General features: G+C 48.5%; 15 protein-coding genes. 2 read left to right on the top strand and 13 right to left on the bottom strand.

The annotated features are described in order from the left end of the window. Nucleotides 1–49 precede the first annotated feature (49 nt). Nucleotides 50–1,198 (bottom strand): acyltransferase, encoded by a 1,149-nt coding sequence (locus ACE04G_RS19675; protein WP_449004357.1) that lies wholly within the window; start codon nucleotides 1,196–1,198, stop codon nucleotides 50–52. A 72-nt stretch (nucleotides 1,199–1,270) separates the two neighbouring features. Between ACE04G_RS19675 and ACE04G_RS19670 the strand changes: the two genes are divergently transcribed. Beyond that, nucleotides 1,271–1,663, top strand: coding sequence for a YidH family protein (locus tag ACE04G_RS19670; protein ID WP_017689063.1), 393 nt, complete (start codon nucleotides 1,271–1,273; stop codon nucleotides 1,661–1,663). 177 nt (nucleotides 1,664–1,840) lie between these two features. Here ACE04G_RS19670 and ACE04G_RS19665 read toward each other — a convergent pair whose 3' ends face one another. The 11 genes from ACE04G_RS19665 to ACE04G_RS19615 form a co-directional block, all read right to left on the bottom strand. Beyond that, complete coding sequence (locus tag ACE04G_RS19665; RefSeq protein WP_017689064.1) at nucleotides 1,841–2,446, bottom strand: general stress protein; 606 nt, start codon at nucleotides 2,444–2,446, stop codon at nucleotides 1,841–1,843. 349 nt (nucleotides 2,447–2,795) lie between these two features. Continuing rightward, nucleotides 2,796–5,315 carry an ATP-dependent helicase HrpB gene (hrpB, locus tag ACE04G_RS19660; protein ID WP_449004356.1) on the bottom strand — a complete coding sequence of 840 codons (2,520 nt, stop codon included), beginning with the start codon at nucleotides 5,313–5,315 and terminating at the stop codon, nucleotides 2,796–2,798. A gap of 153 nt (nucleotides 5,316–5,468) precedes the next feature. Then, nucleotides 5,469–6,275, bottom strand: coding sequence for an SDR family oxidoreductase (locus ACE04G_RS19655; protein ID WP_221825180.1), 807 nt, complete (start codon nucleotides 6,273–6,275; stop codon nucleotides 5,469–5,471). Between the two features lie 183 nt (nucleotides 6,276–6,458). Then, nucleotides 6,459–7,301, bottom strand: coding sequence for a hypothetical protein (locus ACE04G_RS19650; protein WP_221825183.1), 843 nt, complete (start codon nucleotides 7,299–7,301; stop codon nucleotides 6,459–6,461). A gap of 10 nt (nucleotides 7,302–7,311) precedes the next feature. Beyond that, nucleotides 7,312–8,064 carry a vWA domain-containing protein gene (locus ACE04G_RS19645; RefSeq protein WP_124114120.1) on the bottom strand — a complete coding sequence of 251 codons (753 nt, stop codon included), beginning with the start codon at nucleotides 8,062–8,064 and terminating at the stop codon, nucleotides 7,312–7,314. Between the two features lie 255 nt (nucleotides 8,065–8,319). Next, a complete protein-coding gene (locus ACE04G_RS19640) occupies nucleotides 8,320–10,395 on the bottom strand; it encodes a protein kinase family protein (protein ID WP_221825185.1) in 2,076 nt (691 codons plus the stop codon). 158 nt (nucleotides 10,396–10,553) lie between these two features. Beyond that, nucleotides 10,554–10,829 (bottom strand): WXG100 family type VII secretion target, encoded by a 276-nt coding sequence (locus ACE04G_RS19635; protein WP_017689071.1) that lies wholly within the window; start codon nucleotides 10,827–10,829, stop codon nucleotides 10,554–10,556. Between the two features lie 188 nt (nucleotides 10,830–11,017). After that, nucleotides 11,018–11,566, bottom strand: coding sequence for a WXG100 family type VII secretion target (locus tag ACE04G_RS19630; protein WP_017689072.1), 549 nt, complete (start codon nucleotides 11,564–11,566; stop codon nucleotides 11,018–11,020). Between the two features lie 6 nt (nucleotides 11,567–11,572). Beyond that, the gene (locus tag ACE04G_RS19625; protein WP_221825187.1) at nucleotides 11,573–12,403 is read right to left on the bottom strand and encodes a hypothetical protein; all 831 of its coding nucleotides are present in this window, start codon (nucleotides 12,401–12,403) and stop codon (nucleotides 11,573–11,575) included. A 16-nt stretch (nucleotides 12,404–12,419) separates the two neighbouring features. After that, complete coding sequence (essC, locus tag ACE04G_RS19620; RefSeq protein ID WP_221825189.1) at nucleotides 12,420–16,424, bottom strand: type VII secretion protein EssC; 4,005 nt, start codon at nucleotides 16,422–16,424, stop codon at nucleotides 12,420–12,422. A gap of 54 nt (nucleotides 16,425–16,478) precedes the next feature. After that, the gene (locus ACE04G_RS19615; RefSeq protein WP_221825192.1) at nucleotides 16,479–16,799 is read right to left on the bottom strand and encodes a hypothetical protein; all 321 of its coding nucleotides are present in this window, start codon (nucleotides 16,797–16,799) and stop codon (nucleotides 16,479–16,481) included. Between the two features lie 422 nt (nucleotides 16,800–17,221). On the opposite strand from ACE04G_RS19615, the gene ACE04G_RS19610 reads away from it, so the two are divergent. Beyond that, on the top strand, nucleotides 17,222–17,461 hold the full coding sequence (locus ACE04G_RS19610) for a hypothetical protein (RefSeq protein ID WP_074094612.1): 240 nt from the start codon (nucleotides 17,222–17,224) through the stop codon (nucleotides 17,459–17,461). Nucleotides 17,462–17,555: 94 nt separating this feature from the next. Here the strand turns inward: ACE04G_RS19610 and ACE04G_RS19605 are convergent. After that, on the bottom strand, nucleotides 17,556–17,925 hold a 370-nt coding region (locus ACE04G_RS19605), incomplete at its 5' end, for an IS3 family transposase (RefSeq protein ID WP_486094295.1).

Here is a 17,925-nt window from a genome sequence, read left to right as displayed (position 1 = left end):
TCTATGCCGCTCTGCTGATCTATTATGAATTTTTCATATGTTGATATATTCATTTATTGCGGGCAGACTTGGGTACAGATCCCACAATCCATTTGCCCCAGCTTACACGCGAGATAAGCCATGTCAGTACACAGGATAATGTAAGAGCCAACAACCAGGTGATGATCATTCGGACGACAGGGTTCCAGCCCATAGCAACGTAAAACAACTCATCTGGAATGTAGCTATACCGCAGCATCAACATATGCATCAGATAACCGCCATACGATACACCACCAATCCATCCCAGCAATCGTGTAGCCCTGAGGTTATGCAGTTTCCCGGCCAGCTGGTACATGACCATAATGGAAGCGATCAGAAAGAGTGCCATATCAGGGCGGATCAAGCTGACTGTGTAGAATGTAATTTTGATTCCTTCCGGCTTCTGAAACTCCAGCATTAATAAATAAGTAAACCGCAGACCCAGAACAATAAACACTGTCCAGTATATCCAGCGTAATCGATGAATCCATTCATTCCAGTGCTGGACGGATAATCCCGCGGCTGCACCTAGCACAAAATAAATAAAAAAATAGAGGAAATTGCGGTCTGCATACGTTGTAAAAGCATCTGTCAGCACTGGGATATTCAGCCGTTCCATGAATTTGGCGATGTTTCTTAATTGATCTGCAAGCACCAGATACACCACGCCAGAAATCAATAATGCGATCAAGCGTCCCTTGGCCTCATATCGGTTATATACATAACGAATGGCTCGCAAGAAGAGCGGAAATAACAGATAAAACTGGATCAGCATAATGATGTACCAAAAGTGTGAAGTCGTTTTGCCCGTAAGCAACTTCAAGCTTAGGTCTGGTATGTCATTCCATCCAAATCCGGTCCAACCACGCGGTGCTAGTGTAAAATAAATGAGTGACCAGATCAGATAAGGCACGATCACGTCGTTTACTCTTTTTCTCATGAACTGGCCATAATTCAGCTTGTCTCCCGTGTTATAAAACAGCACCATCCCTGTTATGAATATGAATAAAGGAACTGCAAATTTGGAGAGCATCAGCAGTATGGCCAGTAACACGCCATCCTCCAGTCTCGTTTCCGGCACCACAGAGTAATGTGCGATGGAATGCTGGAGAACCACTGCTCCAAAGGCAATTCCCCTTAAGCTCTCTATTTCTGTAATTCGTTCTTTGCGAGGCATACATTCAGCCATCCTTTCTTGGTTTTGCGATACAAACAAAGTACAATGAAGCCGTATATTTAATGAACGGAGTTGATACACATTTCTTTAACAGACAAAGACGTAACCACTACTGATTCCAAGTATGTCCAACAACATCTGGCTAACGAGCGAACTTTTCTGGCCTGGGTACGCACAGGTATTGCCATGGCGGGCATTGGCTTTCTTGCTGCCGGATTTGGTTTCAATTCATCGGCGTATGATCGGCTTGCACATATTGCGGCGATTATTACCGGTATCACTTCTCTGATTGGTGGCATATCCATCATTGTATATTCGGCAGCAGCCTATCATCGGAAGCGTACACAAATCAATGAACAGACGTTTCAGGCATCAACCGGATTAATCCGGTTCCTTACCATGATGCTACTGGTGATTGGACTCGCTTTGGCTGTACTGTTATATGTATTGTTATTCCCTGCTTGACTGGGTAAAAACACCATCCGACATTATTGACACCCACCCATATGCAACACAGGGACAAAAGCCGGCTTCCCTTAAGGAAACCGGCTAATGACCATCTGGTGGATCATATATGTCATTCCATTTTACAGATAATAAGTTATTGGTTTTTATTTCATTTCGATTAAATTCGCGGCAAGATTACAGGAATGTATTGTTACCAAATCGCGCTGCCTTGTTTTGGGCTTCCAATCTGCGTTCTTCCATATCCAGATCCGGACGTTCGGCTGGCACATCTCCGCGATGAGCTGCTTCGGCTCTGTCCCGGTTAAGCTGGCTGTTGCCACTGAACACATCGTACACATCGGAGTCCCGATCCGTAGAATCTACGAGCAGCAGGATTTTACCATTCTGTACATACTCCTCATACTGTTTAGCGTCCTCTTCCGGAATACCAAGACCTACCAGTCCACCCACCAGTCCGCCAGCTCCCGCACCTACGGCTGCACCGGTAAATGCTGCTGCAATGGGGCCTGCGGCCAGAATGGGACCTATGCCAGGTATGGCTAGTGCACCGATACCTGCGAGCAGACCGGCTACGCCACCAAGGACACCACCTGTTGCTGCACCAGCAGCCACACCTTCAGGGGCTTTGGTACCTGTCTCTTCCCGAATAGCCTTCAGTTCATCCCGATCCTGTGTAACAACGGAGATTTCGTCTGAAGTGAATCCTTGTGCTTTCAGACCTTCGATAGCCTGTGATGCTTCACGTTCTGTATTAAACACACCTACGATTTTCTTCTGCATAGTGAATTCCTCCTCATATTATTGAGTGGTTCGCTATGTTATTACCCGCCTAAGTTTCTTTTAAACGCTCGCAAGTCAATATACTATGTGTTGATAGCAAATAATTGCTGAGGTTCATTCCTTTTATTCCTCATCATGGTGTGCCTTAAAACTCAGGCATGTGATACGTTGTCAGGCATGCTCTACGTTGAAGGATGTTAGGGTCCAAAACATCTTGAAGTCCAGACTGGCTGATCCTGGCGAATTGTCCAGACGATTTCTAAGGAACCGAGGACGTCTTATTTAGCCTTTGGGTCTTCATTTTAGTTTATATGGAATCGTTGATGTCTTAAAGAATGAAGTAATTCATCTACTTGCCCCGTGGTTTGGCTCGATTCGTGGCGACCGCTTCAAGTGGATTATCCGGCCAGTAGTGCTTCGGATAACGACCTTTCAGGTCTTTTTTGACGTCAAAGTACGTCTCTCGCCAGAAATTCGCCAAGTCTCGTGTGACCTGTACAGGTCGCTGAGCCGGTGATAATAGGTGGATGGTCAACGGGACTCGCCCACCCGCTATACGCGGTGTCTCCTGTTGTCCAAACATCTCCTGTAATCTTACCGCCAGCGCCGGGTCCTCTGGACGACTGTAGTCCAAGGGTATACGAGAACCACTGGGCACCTGTATATGCGTCGGCGCTTCATCGTCCAGTTGTTGTCGTTGCGTCCAGCTCAATCCACCCAGTAATACATCCTGCATCGACAATCTCTTCAGGTCGGCTGCCGATCGCATGCCTGTCAGATAAGGGGTAAGATGTTCTGCCAACTCTTCTGTTAGATTATCTTCGATCAGGTCGGGCCACTCAGGTAGATGGAGATGCAGGAACCGCAGCCTGTCCGCAAGTTGTCTGGATGTTTTTGTCCAGGGCAAACAATCCAGCCCTTCCATCCGTATCCCGGTTAATAGTGCTTCCAGCACCTGATCTTCAGGCGGCTGTGCAATACTGCTCTCTTTAATCACAAGGGCTCCAATACGAAGTCTCTTATGTGCGCGAACGCTGCGGGTATTGGAATCCCAGGCCACTTGCACTTCATCGTGCAGCAGGTACTGCCCTGCCTGCAACAAGGTCTGCTCCTGCAACGGCGCAGCCAGCAGGATGCGCGCATCTGCGCCCTGGTCGTCTGCCTCGGCTGCGACCAGATACGCTGAACGGCTCAGCGATTCTGTCGCTGCGAGCCGTACGCCGCGGCCGCTGCTCAGCAGATAGCGGCCGTCCTCCCGGCGTTGCCCGATCCGGTCCGGATAGGCGAAGGACAGCAGCAATCCGCAGCTGTCCTCATCCGGCCGCACCGGATCGGCCGCCGGGCCGATCGCCGAGCGCAGCTGGCGGCTCTCCTGGAGCATGCGCCGCACGGCCGCGCTGTCTGCGACAGCCGCTGCCGCTTGAGGCATGCCGCTGCTGTCCGCGGTCAGCAGCGCCTCTACGCGCGGGCGGAGGTCCGTGCCCGCGCCTGCACTGCCACTGCTGCGGAGGCCCGCAGGCTCCTGCAGCAGTGCCGCCAGCATGATGGCGTAGCTGGCCAGCCCAAGCTCCGCTGCGCGGAGCAACATGCTGGCCAGTCGCGGATGCACGCCAAGCGTGTTCATCCGCCGCCCGAAGGGCGTGATGCGGCCTGCGTCGTCCAGGCCGCCCAGCTGGCGCAGCAGCGCCTGAGCCTGGCCGTAGGCGGCGTCAGGCGGGGTGTCCAGCCATTGCAGCTCTGCTGGGGACTGGACACCCCAGACGGCAAGCTCCAGCGCCAGCGGCGCAAGATCCGCGGAGGTGATCTCCGGGCGAGCTGCCTCAGGCAGTCCCCCGTGAACCTCTTCGCTCCATAGCCGGTAACACACCCCCGGGGCAATTCGCCCTGCACGACCCCGCCGTTGATCGGCTGACGCCTTGGACACCGGCAGGGTGACAAGTCGGCTCATGCCTGTACGCGGCGAGAATGCCGATGCACGGCTTAGCCCTGCATCCACCACAATCTTAACTCCAGCGAGTGTGAGACTGGATTCCGCAATGGAGGTGGACAACACCACTTTGCGCGAGCCCTCAGCCGCAGGGCGTATGGCCTCATCCTGTTGTTCCACCGGCATACTGCCGTACAGAGAATGAACTTTCACATGTCCAGGAAGAGATCCATTTGATAACTCCCGCTCTGTACGGTGTATCTCTCTAGCCCCTGGAAGGAAAACAAGCACGTCCCCCTCCTGTTCGGCTAATGCCCTGTTCACCGTCTGAGCCGTGAATTGTTCCAGTGGCATGGCTGTTGGTTTCGGTACATATCGTGTTTCCACCGGAAACGTACAGCCCGGACAATGAATTGATCTTGTGCCTTCACCAAGCAATGCACAGACCGGAACAGGATCAAGGGTTGCCGACATGATCAACAGTTTCAGATCCGGACGTAACATCGCTCGCGATTCCAAGGCCAGAGCCAGACCCAAATCCCCGTGTAGATGCCGCTCATGGAATTCATCAAATATAATCATTGCCGTGTCCTCAAGACCCTGATCCTGCTGCAACATCCGGGTCAATACGCCTTCCGTCACTACTTCAATACGTGTTGCCTGACTCACCCGGGTATCCATGCGTACACGATATCCTACCGTCTGACCCACCTTTTCCCCTAGTGTAGCCGCCAGTCTCGATGCAGCTGAACACGCGGCCAGCCTTCGAGGTTCCAGCATAATGATTTTCCGTCCCGCGACCCACGGCTCCTCCAGCAAAGCCAGCGGTACAACCGTCGTTTTTCCCGCTCCTGGCTCTGCAATTAACACACCTGTATCTTGATTCCGAAATAACTGTCTTAATTCAGGAATAACCTCTTGTATCGGTAACTCTATATGCATATAATCGCTCCTAATGAATGTACCCTACTGCTCTTCAGTATCTCTATTCGAATGTTAGCATTATAACAAAAAAAGCCGTTCCAGAGGAACGACTATCGCAGACATATCCTAAGACACGACTTAAGTAAAATGGAATTTATCCAGAATGCTCACTTAGCTGAGCAATGATTCGGCACCATCAATGACGATCTCTGCTCCGGTAATATGTCTGGATTCAGACGAAGCGAGGAAGCTTACCAGATCCGCAACATGTTCCGGCTGACCAGGTCCATCTGCAAGTGGCTGCTGGCCTTCCGGGAACTCCATTGGAATAATGATCTGTTGCAGATCATCCGTTTTGACCGTACTTTGATCGATATTGGTCGCAATTGCTCCCGGACAGATCACGTTAACACGTATCTTGAACTTCGCGAGCTCAAGCGCCGCCATCTTCGCAAAAGCAACCTGCCCTGCCTTGGATGTGCTGTACGCCGACATACCAAAGCTTGAGAAGCGTTGATTGCCGTTAATCGAACTTGTAATGATAATGCTGCCGCCACCCCGTTTTTTCAAGTGAGGCAATGCATATTTAACGGTGAAAAATGTGCCATCCAGGTTGGTTGTAATAATCTGCTGCCAATCTTCAACCTGAATCTCTTCAATGGGTGCCGATACCCCATTAATGCCCGCATTGGCAAAAACAATATCCAAACCGCCGAATAACTCAACGGTTTCCAGTACAGCCTTTTCCACACGTGCCGGGTCGGCAATGTCTACATCAAATGCTCTTGCCGCACCAGGGTGCAGCGCATTAATCTCTGCTTCCGTTTCCGAGATCCGATCATTCACCAGATCAAACAATGCAACATGTGCACCCTCTTTAGCCAGCTTGACTGCAGTGGCCTTCCCAATCCCGGAGCCTGCTCCGGTAATAATTGCAACCTTCCCTTGAAACCGTGACTTGCCGTTATGTTGTGTCATTATCCATTCCACTCCTTTGATTTAGCAATTATGTAAGAATGTACGTTCAAGCTCAAAATCAATTCTTCACAAGATTACCCAAAAAGAGTGTCTTTTAAATCAACACCAGCAAGTTTTTTCACCGTTGATCTACACCAACGTCACAGCAACTTCAGGATCAGTCCACAACTTTATAACCGGCACTCACCATTCCAGCTCAATGAAAGCGGCATCATCTTCAAGTCCGCCCGTATGTGTAGCATCCAGCAGTACCTGAATGTGTTCATCCGGGACATAGGCTTGAATGGCATCCAGGTCGTTCAGTCCATCCGTATATAACTGGAGCCGCAGCGAATCGCCTGCTGAACCTTTTGTCTCATAGATGTGCGGCTTGCCACCCACGGGACCATCAAGTGTAGACCAACGCTCATTCGTTTTGCAATGTGCCTGGAACATGTCAGACTGTTCCTGATTATTGCGCCAAAGGCGAATACGTGAATCTCCTTGCCACGCTAACCACACACGGCTTTTGCGTCCTCCTCCCGTGAGCTCAATCCGCCCACAGACATACATGGCCTGGCTCCCACGGCTTCGTTTTTCCATTAATACTTCACGCAGTAACAGAGGGGAACTTTCCAGTGGTTGTAATTTCTCCAGTTGCTCGGATGCAGGAAGGGTCAGATCATGAAGAAGACGTTCCACGGCCTCAACCGTCGGATGCTGCGTCGTTTCCAGCCAATCCAGCAAAGCATTTCCCAGAAACCGTGCTGCAAAGTCGCCCAGATAACTCATGCCTACTCCATCACATAATACAAAATTGCAGACATTCCCATTCATGCGGACCGCAGCAAAATCCTGTCCGGAATCACCCTGATTAACCGTCTCTGCGGCTCTGCCGTAACCATATCTGCACTTGAATGCACCTTGATAACGAGTTAATGGCTGTTCTCCGGTCTGCACACTCACATACCGAAAGTTGCCATGCCGTTGCTCGACATGGCCCCCCTTATCACCAGCAGACAATGTTGCCAATCGTATCGCTCTCATGATTCCCCTCCTATCTAACAGGCGTAGCAGCGGACATCTGGAACCCGATCGATACCAATTCTGCACAGGTACCTGGCAGCATCATGAGTGCACCGGGAGCAAGCAAATAATCAGCTTCAACAAGCATTTCCCGATAACTTTCGGGCAGGACGGATGACATATTCCGCAGCTTCTCTCCATGCTCATCCTGTAGATTCGTTTCCGAAGAGATTCCCTTCCATCTTCGAGGTTCAGCAATTGGCCCATCCAGCAGATGATCCGATATAAAAATATTCTCGACCAACACATTGCCGTCCGGCACACTCATGCCCATGATTCTCTTGGCAATCGGTTCGGGATCTTCACCTGTAGCCACCCCATCGGTCATGTGGCATACAAGTGGCGCAGGACAGTCCTGCATATTCGGAATCTCGGCCTGTAGAATCTTTTCCGCCTGCAGGAAAGCCTTCGCAGAATCTGAAAACCGTCTCGGTGTCAGGTCAGGCAAAGAACCAACTGCAGCAATTTCGTCAATCCCTTTGATTCCGTTCAACAAGTCATATACATCATCACTGTAAGCCAATATGGCTATACGATAGCGCGGTGTCAGACGATTTCCCTTAGTAGACCGAAATACCATTTGCCGGATCGCGAGAGATAAGGCATCATAGACGACGTCAATCCGTCGACGATTTTCCAGAACCATGTTCATGGAGGCGCTAATATCAATTAAATATATAATAAGTGCAGGTGTACGCTGTGATGCTTGAATCGTGTAGTTCATCTAGGATGAGTCACCTCCATCATTCACGTGTTATTTTATAAGAAGTTGTTCAAAAAGTCCTCTTTTGATTACGATGGATGCCTGTAGGCATCATCAGCATCGAATATGAAATTCAGCGAATAAGCTTATGCTTACGAAGTATGTTTCTTTCGGAAACATTTTAGTTGCTCACGTAGTTCTTCCTACGCTCCGCTACTCCATTTCTAGCTTCATCCCATCTTCTCGGTACTGAAAACCGCCCTTTTTGAACACGTATTATAAGTTAGGCAACGTGTAGCTGTTGTTGCTCAGGAATTTGTTAATGGCACTCATTCGAGCAGCCACTTTGCCGACACCTTTGAAATAGGAAGCATCGGTATTGTAGAGATTTTTGAAATCACGGGCATATGCTTCCGCATTTTCAATTTTTCTGCCTTTTTGCGCGTTATACGTCTTATTGTAATGAGCAATCAGCGTGACCACATTCTGGGCACGTTTTTTCTTCAGAGCTGCTTTTTGAGCAATTTCCTGTTGACGTTTAACTTCAGCTGCCGCTTTACGCTCCGCTTCCTGTTTTGCAAGCTTCGCATCATTCTCTTTTTTCCAGACCAGATAAGCTTCGTATTTCGCCTGTTTATCGTACTTCTCCTGCTGCGCTCTCTTAGCGGCTTCTTTCTTCTGCTGTTCCTGCTTCACCAGAAAGGCCTCATATTTCGCCTGTTTGTCGTACTTGGCCTGTAACGCCTTACGTTCTTCTTCCTTTTTCTTTGCTTCAGCTTCCTTCTGCTTGGCTTCAGCGAGCTTTTTCTTTTCCTCTGCGTCCAGTTTTGCAGCATCTGCGGCCTTTTGCTTCTCTTGTTCTTCCTGTTGTTTGAGCGCAGCTGCCTTTGCTGCTTCAGCCTCTTCCGCAGCTTTGATATCTGCCAGTCGTGTGGCTTCCTGCTGTTCTTTCTGCTTCACCTCTGCCTGATCGGCGAGTATTTTGACCGTTGGCACGCCACCTGCCAGCAATACAATAAGCACAGCAGAGGATATCATGAACTTTTTGGATCTGTAGAATGGCACAGGTACAGGTTTGTCTGTGTCTTCTTTTGGATTAAGCTTGGCATCCAGTTCCTTGATTGCAGCCTCCACTTCCATCTGCATCGCGCTGTTATGAGGAATAAAATGATAAAGCGAGCGGTACACTTCCAGTGCTGCAGCCGGTTTATCTTCATCCTCCAGGGCTCTTGCTTGCAGGAACAGACGGTTCACAACCGCTTCCTGATCGGGAGAGTGCGGCGTTTGAGGACGGTTCCCGTCTTGCGTATTCACCGGTTCAATTACTGGTTCTGAGCTCTTTTTCAGATTCACATCAGCTTCGGACGGATTGGCAGCTTCTTCTTCCGATGTCGCAGCAGCAGCCGCATTGGCCTGATTCACGTCTACCGCAGCCAATGCAACATACCACTCACCAAACGTCGGGCAGCTGCTCAGATCGTGACTTTCCCAAGCTCGAATGAACAGATCGGACAGTTTGGAACCCCAACGCTTCTCAAGGGACTCCCGCATCGCATAATAGCGTTCACTCACCGTTTGCATTTCATGCTGGTCAAAATAACTTTCGCCCCACGCTTTCTCTACAATCACAGGGTCCGACCAGCTTAACATTTCAGCAATGATAACAGCTCCGGCAAATCGGTCAGCATATGAACTCCACAAACCGCTGTGCACTGTTCGATGGGCTGCATAACCGGGTGACCCGGCAAGCAGGGCATCCGGACGATCCATCTTGGAACCGTACATCTGCTCGACATCCACAAGTTCTACCGCAGACGCCTTCCCCAGGTTCTCCACTTCGGAAAAAAACGGAATCATTACATTGGGAGCGGACATATCACAATGAGCCAGTCCACGTTGTTCCATAGCCGAACCCGTTCCAGCAAGCGCTCTAGCCAGCTTCAGGCTCTCCTCAGCCGTCAACTGTCTCTGATCACTGATCACATCGAACCAGGTCTGACCTTGCACCCATGGCATCAACACCGCATATAACAGATCGGGATGTTTTCCAATGAGCGCTCCGTTTCTTTCCGGAGTGAGCACATCACGCTTGCATACCTGCAAACCTGGCAGTTCACTATAAGACTCCATATGTTCAGACTGATATACCATAGCCGGAATACGGAATTTAGGAAAAAAGACTTTTAGTGCTTTGGACCCATGAATGGAACCATTACGGGGTATCAACTGATAAACAATCCCCTGCCTTCCGGCTTGGGCATAAGCCAGACCCGGCGCAGCCGGATGTTGCCCAATCGTATAGGCAATGTCGTTAATCACCACTTCATCCCCGGGATTTGGTTGAAAAGACATGCTTATCCCTCTCTCTGTCCTAGTGTCATAGTTGCAACAAAAACCGGGTGTTGTGAAAACGCCCGGTTTTTGCTGTAGTTGTACATCTTCAGCTTGCTATCCACCTATAATTCAGGACGAATTCAGACTTCACATCGGCCTGATCTATGTAAAGCAGATTAACGAGCTTGGTCAGCTGTACGGAATTTGTTAGCAATAGCTGTAAGTTCAGCGCTGATACTGTTCAGCGTTTGAACGAATGATTGCATTTGTTTGCTAGCTTCCTGGAACTCCTGGAAGAAGCGTTGCTTTGTCATACCTTCCCATTGTCCTTCCATGCTTGTGATGGATTGAGTCAATGTAGATACGATTTGCTGACTTTGCTCACCGCTTTGTTTAAATTGGTTGGAAACCTGATCAAGCTGCTCTGGGGTAACTAAAATACGTCCTGCCATTTGTAAATTCCTCCTTGGTTTGTGCAATTAAATTTTTAGCTTGTTCAAATTGTACTATACCAGGATCGATCGGACAAAAGCCGAAGGACCTAATCCTATTTACCCCATTTTCAGCATTTGAAACTTCTCCTAACAGCCTATTTACAAAAAAAAAATTCACTTTCTGCTGTTACTTTCATTTACTTTGCTCAGGAAACCACAGGCTCGGTCCCTCTTCTCCCCCGAAAGGAAGGATCTGTGAATCTCCATGCTACAGGCTCAGGCTGCATAGCCTGCACCAGTGTAGCCGGGGAGCCATCAGGCGGAGCGGCATCCTGTACACGATATACGGCCGCCATTGCGGAAAGGGGATCGGATACTACAGCTACAGTTGCAGAATGTGCAGGCATGATTTCTCCTGTACGATTGTTCTGAAGAACATTCAGCATATTGACCGCATTACCATAGGCTGTGTTCACATGACTCAGCACGGAACGATACTCCATGTCTGCCTGCTGGAATAACAACGCTTTGCGTCCCAGCTGTACGCTTAAGTCCATTAATCGACGCAGCGCATCCTCGCCCAGTCGTTTACTGTGATTCCATTCATTCATCACCGCTGCGCGGGATTCAACCTCCCACTCCAGCGAATGAATCGCCTGATCCAACACTGTCATCTTTTGCTGTATTTGCTCCGCTGCATACTGAATCTGCTTGCTCAGTGCCCGAAGCACATCCGGTTCCACACGAATGCGCATTTACCATCACCTTTCCTCTTCCCCTGCAGGCTGTTTAAGCCAGTCCAGCAGCATCTCGTGAAACTGTTCTCTAGTCGTCAGTGCTGCAACAAGCCAATCATCTGAAGCCGCAGTGCTCATCCGGAACAACCAGTTGGAGACCGCACTTGCAGCAAATGCTGCCGACTGTGATTTCCACCCATCTTCATTCCATACAAGCAACCTAAGCTCCCCGTCTGACTCCTTACCCACCAGACAGCGTGCCAGTGCAAGTGAGCCCTCAGGATCACTTGTCTCCTGCTCGAGCTCCTTTGCTACGGTCTGTATCCCGCTGTTTTCGAGCTCATTCATGACATCATAAAATTTTTTCTTGGAGCACATTAGGGCCGGTTTCTCCGCAGGAGAATGGCCGCTCCATTTCATCCGCTCTATCAGAACATCAATGGCTTCACGAACACTTCCCAGATCGCTGAGCCGGAACGAGTCCGGTACGTCGTCAACACGGGAAACTTCAACGACCCGCTCATCCGTGCAATGGATATAACTCTCATACGACTTTCCGTTGATCGTGTAGCGAATCCAACAAGCTCTGTCGGACAATCCGGCAATGGCTACCCTGGAGAAAACGGTCGGTGTCATGATCAGCTCATCGGTATCCTGATCCCGAATCAGATATCCTTTGTCCAGCAGGGAGGTTTTGACACGCTCCCACTCCATCGCGATATCCTCCGCCATATAGCCGCGAAACGGATCTTCCACACCAAGCAGTCGGTCTGAACCGAGAATACCAGCCAGGAAAAAAAGTTCCTTTGTTTGCAACGTGACTACCTTTTGCTTAGAATCATGAACCGTCAACATTATGAGCCACCTCCCCTCAAACTACAACATGCCATCGGTCACGAATTTCAGAAATCCAATCGGTCATTTTCCAGCTGTCATCACATGGAACTGCACCTTTAACCCTGGAATATTTACGTTTTACATAATAACCTTGACCCGGAGGCAGTACCTTCAGCCCACCTGTACTACCTCCAGATTCGGAATAAGGTATACGGAAGAACGAGAGATCGTTAGGGTCTAAAGTCCCGAACAGCATTCCGCTCTGGGAAGCCTTCACATCCGTTACCCAGTCAGAACCAAAGGTTGGGAAGTCTGCCGGAACCCCGGACAGAATCACGTGTACACCGCGATCCCTTCCTTGACGAACAATCGCTCCCAATTGATCTTTTACATTAAAATCGTTTAGCTGCTTGGACAAGGTGTCCGCATCGTCGATAACGAGCACAAGTTCCGGTCCACCGGAAATCTCGCCTCTTTTCAGAACTTCATCGTACAACTGTTGAATCACAGGTGCAAGCTGTTCTTCTCGCGATACATGTCCACGGACATGGGGCAAACTGCTGATTTCCCCCAGCCCACCTGAGCCATAACGCATATCTACTGTGTATATTTGCACATCTTCCGGAGAAGCATGATAAGCCAGTGATAACATCCATGTCAATAAAAATGTCGTTTTGCCGCCTTCCATCGGACTCGTTACCATGAAATGCGGACCTTCACGCAGATTAAGCTCGAATGGTTCCAGATCATCCGTAAGCAGTCCCACAGGAACAGTTACAGACGATGTATCCCAAGCCTGACCATAAGATCCTGTCTGAATGAGCAGATCTTTCAGTTTGATCTCTTCCGGAAGTGGAGCAATCTGCGGCGCTTCTTCGCCTGTCCAGCCTTGGCGAATCTCAGCAATCGTACGGCGCAGTGCAGATGAACGCTTGCCCTCATCTGCCCCGGAAGAAGGTAATGCCGCCTGGAACATTAACGGAGGCACTTGCCCTTTGACCAGACCTCTTCCTGGCGGAAGTTGACTTGGCGCCTTGGAAGGTCTTCCCACGGCATAATAATAATCGCTTGGATCGGATAACTCAAATGAAACCGCATTGGGAATATTGCTTCTGAATTTTTCAAATACATCTGTTACCCGATTCGCAGTAAGCACAAAGGTGATACCCAGACTTCCGCCTTCACGCAGGATCGTCTCCAGAAGTTCATTTTCTTCCGGATAGGCATTGCGGAATGAAAGATAACCATCAATAACGACCACAACCTGCGGGACTGCGGCGTGAGCTGAACGGCGGTACGCCGAAATCGTTTTAACACCCGCCTCCGAGATGATATCTTTACGTTGTGCTGACAGCTTGAGAATATAGCGGAATAATCGCTTGATCCGGTCTTCCTCTTCAGCCATCATCACGCCACCGATCTGAGGTAGTGCTGCAAAATCCTTCATCATACGGCCCATGTCGATAATGTAACCATGCCAAGGCTCCGTTCTATGGGAACGTGCCAGGGACATAAGCAAGGTCTGAACAAATGTTGTTTTGCCCAGTCCTGGCATGCCGTACACGACCAGATGTCCTTGATCCACAGGCAATGCGAGCGGCTGCTGGCGTTGATTCGGGAGATCATCCAGCAAACCCACCAGTGGTTTCAAACCACTCGCTCCGCCATCAAGCAGCAAATCCCGATTCTCTTCTTCCTGCCAGTCCTGAAGACCTTCCCATTCCAGTGTCTCTGGTAAAGGTGGCAACCATGGTCCTGGCAAACGACGGATACCCGCATCCGCTGCAGACTGTGCAACATAATCAATAAATACCTGAAGCTGTTTCGGAACATCTTCCCCTTTGAGAACGGCTCTGCGCTCACCAGTTAACAGAGGCTCCCGCTTACCGTTCAGGCGCACTTCCATAACAGGCAATACCGTCGTTGAATCCTCCTGCTGGTTATATGGTGCACCACTCCAGGCAAATTGCATTTCTTCAAACACTTCATCACTACCAACCTGGAAATATCCACGACCAGGCTTTGTAATCCAGGCAGCATTTGGAATCTTGATCATGTCCCTGCTATCTCCCTCACTCTGTACGCGAAGGCAGATCCGGAAGCGCGAATTACTCCATATTTTATCGTCCACAACACCAGCAGGCTTTTGGGTTGCCAGAATTAGATGAACCCCTAGTGTCCGGCCAATGGCCGCGATACTGATCAATTCATCCATGAACTCCGGCTGATCCCGTTTCAATTGAGCAAACTCGTCAATGATAATAACCAGATGTGGCAGTGGCTGTTCATGTCTGGAACGCAGAATTTTATAATATTCATCAATATGCTGGAGATTTCCCGCATCATTTAATATCTTTTGCCTTCTGACCAGTTCGGCACGAAGTGAGATATTCGCCCGCTCGATCAGATTCCCATCCAGATTGGTGATCGTCCCTACCACATGAGGCAGATCGACAAATGTGTTGGACATACCGCCACCTTTATAGTCAATCAACATAAACGCCAGATCATGTGGATGGAATTCAGCAGCCAGTGAAGCTACGATGGACTGGATGACTTCACTTTTACCTGAACCAGTTGTACCTGCAATCAGACCATGGGGACCATGACCCTGACGTTCGATTTTATCATGCAGGTTAAGAGCAATTTTTTTGCCACCAGCTCTTACGCCCATAGGAACGGGAAGTGTGTCAGGATATCTTGTCTGTCCCCACCTGGACACCACATCCAGTTCCTCCACACGTGATGTGCTCAGCATATCGAATAACGGGAGCAGTTGCGGGATATCCGACGCAGATGAACGCTTCAAACGAATCGGTGACATATATCGGGAAAGTGCCTCTGCCATCTCCTTCGAGATTACATCAGGCTTGTACGTTTGCTGAATAACATCCGCATCTTCCGTTTTTTTGATATACACCCCTTTGCCTTTGGAGGCATCCATAATCAACTGACAATGCATCGGTAGAGACTCCTTGCGATTAGCCAGTATGATGGTGCATACATCAATGTCTTGAGCCGACTCCAGCAGCAGCGGAAGTAACGGTTCTTCTTCAATCAATTGTGTATCGGAGAGAATCACAACGTAACATGGCGTTTGTATGCTTTTCTTGTAGCGGTCTTCCTTATTGTTACGGCGCCGGTTCAACACGGAAAACAAGCTGTCCGCTAATTGATGCGCACCGCTGTGCCTGTCGGCCATATAGCGTTGTCCTTGGTCTTCATCCCAGATATGGGGCATCCAGCGAAGCCAGTCCCATTCCTTGCTGTCCTTCTCTTCATAAAAAGCAGCAAGCTTCAGTTCATCCGGGGAATGGCGTACCGTCAGTTGTGAGATGATGACTCGCAGGGAAGCAAGCACTTCCTCCCGATCACCGACAAGTCCCATAACCTTCGATTGGAACAAAGGCAATGTAATGGAAGCATCCGGTACCGTCTGGAATTCAGCCGCAAGTTCATGGGCCGCTTCAATCAGCTCATCCTTCTCATAACCATCAATCCGCGGAACCTGAAGTTTGATGCGGAATGGAATCTCTCCCGTACCAATGCGCACCTGAAGGAAATCATCATCCTCTGGTGAACGCTCCCACAAGGAACTGTTCCGGTTCTTCACCACTTGAAGACACACACCCGGATCACCATGAATTTCGTACAGGCTCTTCACTTGCTCCGCCTGAGCTTCTTTCAGTTCTTCCCGGTGTTTGTCCAGTTGGGCAAGATACATTATTTTTCGTTCTTCCAATTTTTTGCGATATGATTTCTTGTTGCTCAGATACACGAAGAATGGAATGGTGTAAGAAGTAAGCATCATCATGACCGTCATCATCTGAAACATCATATAATTACTGTTATTCATTTTGCCGGTCATATTGATATATACGTAGAAACCAATGCTGACCATGGTCATCATGATCGGCACAATAATGGATATCATGGAAAACGTGGGTTTGCTCGGTTCTGTTGGAGGCCTGAGTATTTCGAGTCTCTCTTCCTTGAGAACCGGTGTCATTCTTGGAGAACGCTGATATAACACATTCACGAAGAGAAGACCTCCTTTAGTTAGTTCAATAATGAATGTATACGTTCAAAAGCCCTATTTGTTGCTGTCCTGCTGAAACAATGAACGTCTTCCATATACAGGCGCTTCTTCTGAAGTCGTTGAAAATGCCCGCTGGACACGTACGCAACTGCCTTGCCGCAACCCGGTTTCCATTAACTGCTGCGCGTTCTGTGGAGAGAACCACAGACCTTCCGGAAACTTGGCTTCAAGGATGTACTGAATGCCGTCGCCCGGTGCCTGTCCAAAAATGCGAACGCCGAGTAATGTCTTCAAATGTTCGATGGTACATTCGTCCGGAACATCGATGTCGAACCATTCTCCTTCCTCGCGGCCGGAATACACGGTTAGAATCATCCGAATCCCTCCCATGGTCTCATATGTAAATTGTCCTAATGTCAGATTAAATCAAAAAAAAGAGAATGAATCGTTATATCAACCCTATTTTCTTACATAAACACCCTGTTTGCAATGTACCACCTGTAATTTTGTTACATATGACCCACGTATATATTAAAATATCGTACGTTCGACTCAGAACTTTCGTGGCAGTTATGCAATTAAATATTGCGAGGATACGAAAATTATCGTTTTTTGTTCCATTTAAATGGTAATTAAGTTACGTATTTCAGGACTTTTATTCCTTCGCTCACAATTGAATTGTGAACACTTTTCAAACATTACCCACCTTTATGTTTTCATAAGCTGATTTTAAGGTAATTTTAAGCATTGGAATTTAATATTAGCTGTATGAAATAACAACCGTGAGGTGATTTCAAGTGAGAACCCTAATAACCTTTCAAAACAAATCAATCCCTGTATATTTTAATCAAGAAAACAAACAACCTATGCAGAAGACATTAAGATTGCTTAGCAGTGCTCTTGAGCATAAAATTAGCAACGGTAAACGCGCCATTCAAAAATGTCTGCATTCTTTAATTAGTATTGAGATTGTTAATGGAGAAGCCATTCTCCACAGTCGAAGTGAAAACGACTCCCTTGCTTTATCCTTATATTAAAAGGAGTCAAACAAGACACAGTCAGTACAAGACATGAAAAAGGAAGCTGTCGTTATTAAACTGTACCCTATGTAAAGGACATTTCTAAAAAAAACTATATGGCTTCAAGAAGATGATCTCTGTATTGTACAGGGGTCATCCTTTTTAGGTTCCACTGGTATCTATAGTGATTATAGTAGGTCATATAGGCTTTAACTTCACGTTTGACTTCGTCTAACGTGGCATAGCTCTTTAAGGAAGTTTCATCCTTAAAATGACCAAAAAACGACTCCTGCGGTGCGTTATCCCAACAATTTCCTCGTCTTGACATGGATTGTCCAAGCCCCATCCGTTTCACTTTCTTCTGAAAATCCGGATGAGTGTAATGCGTACCTTGATCGGAATGAATGAAGGCATTACGACTCTTCTTGAATTTGCGATTTTTCTGTAAGTGAAGCAACGTGTTTGTCGCCAGATCCATCGTC

This window comes from Paenibacillus sp. AGC31 (genome assembly GCF_057334655.1).
This window is presented reverse-complemented; position numbering and strand designations above follow the sequence as displayed.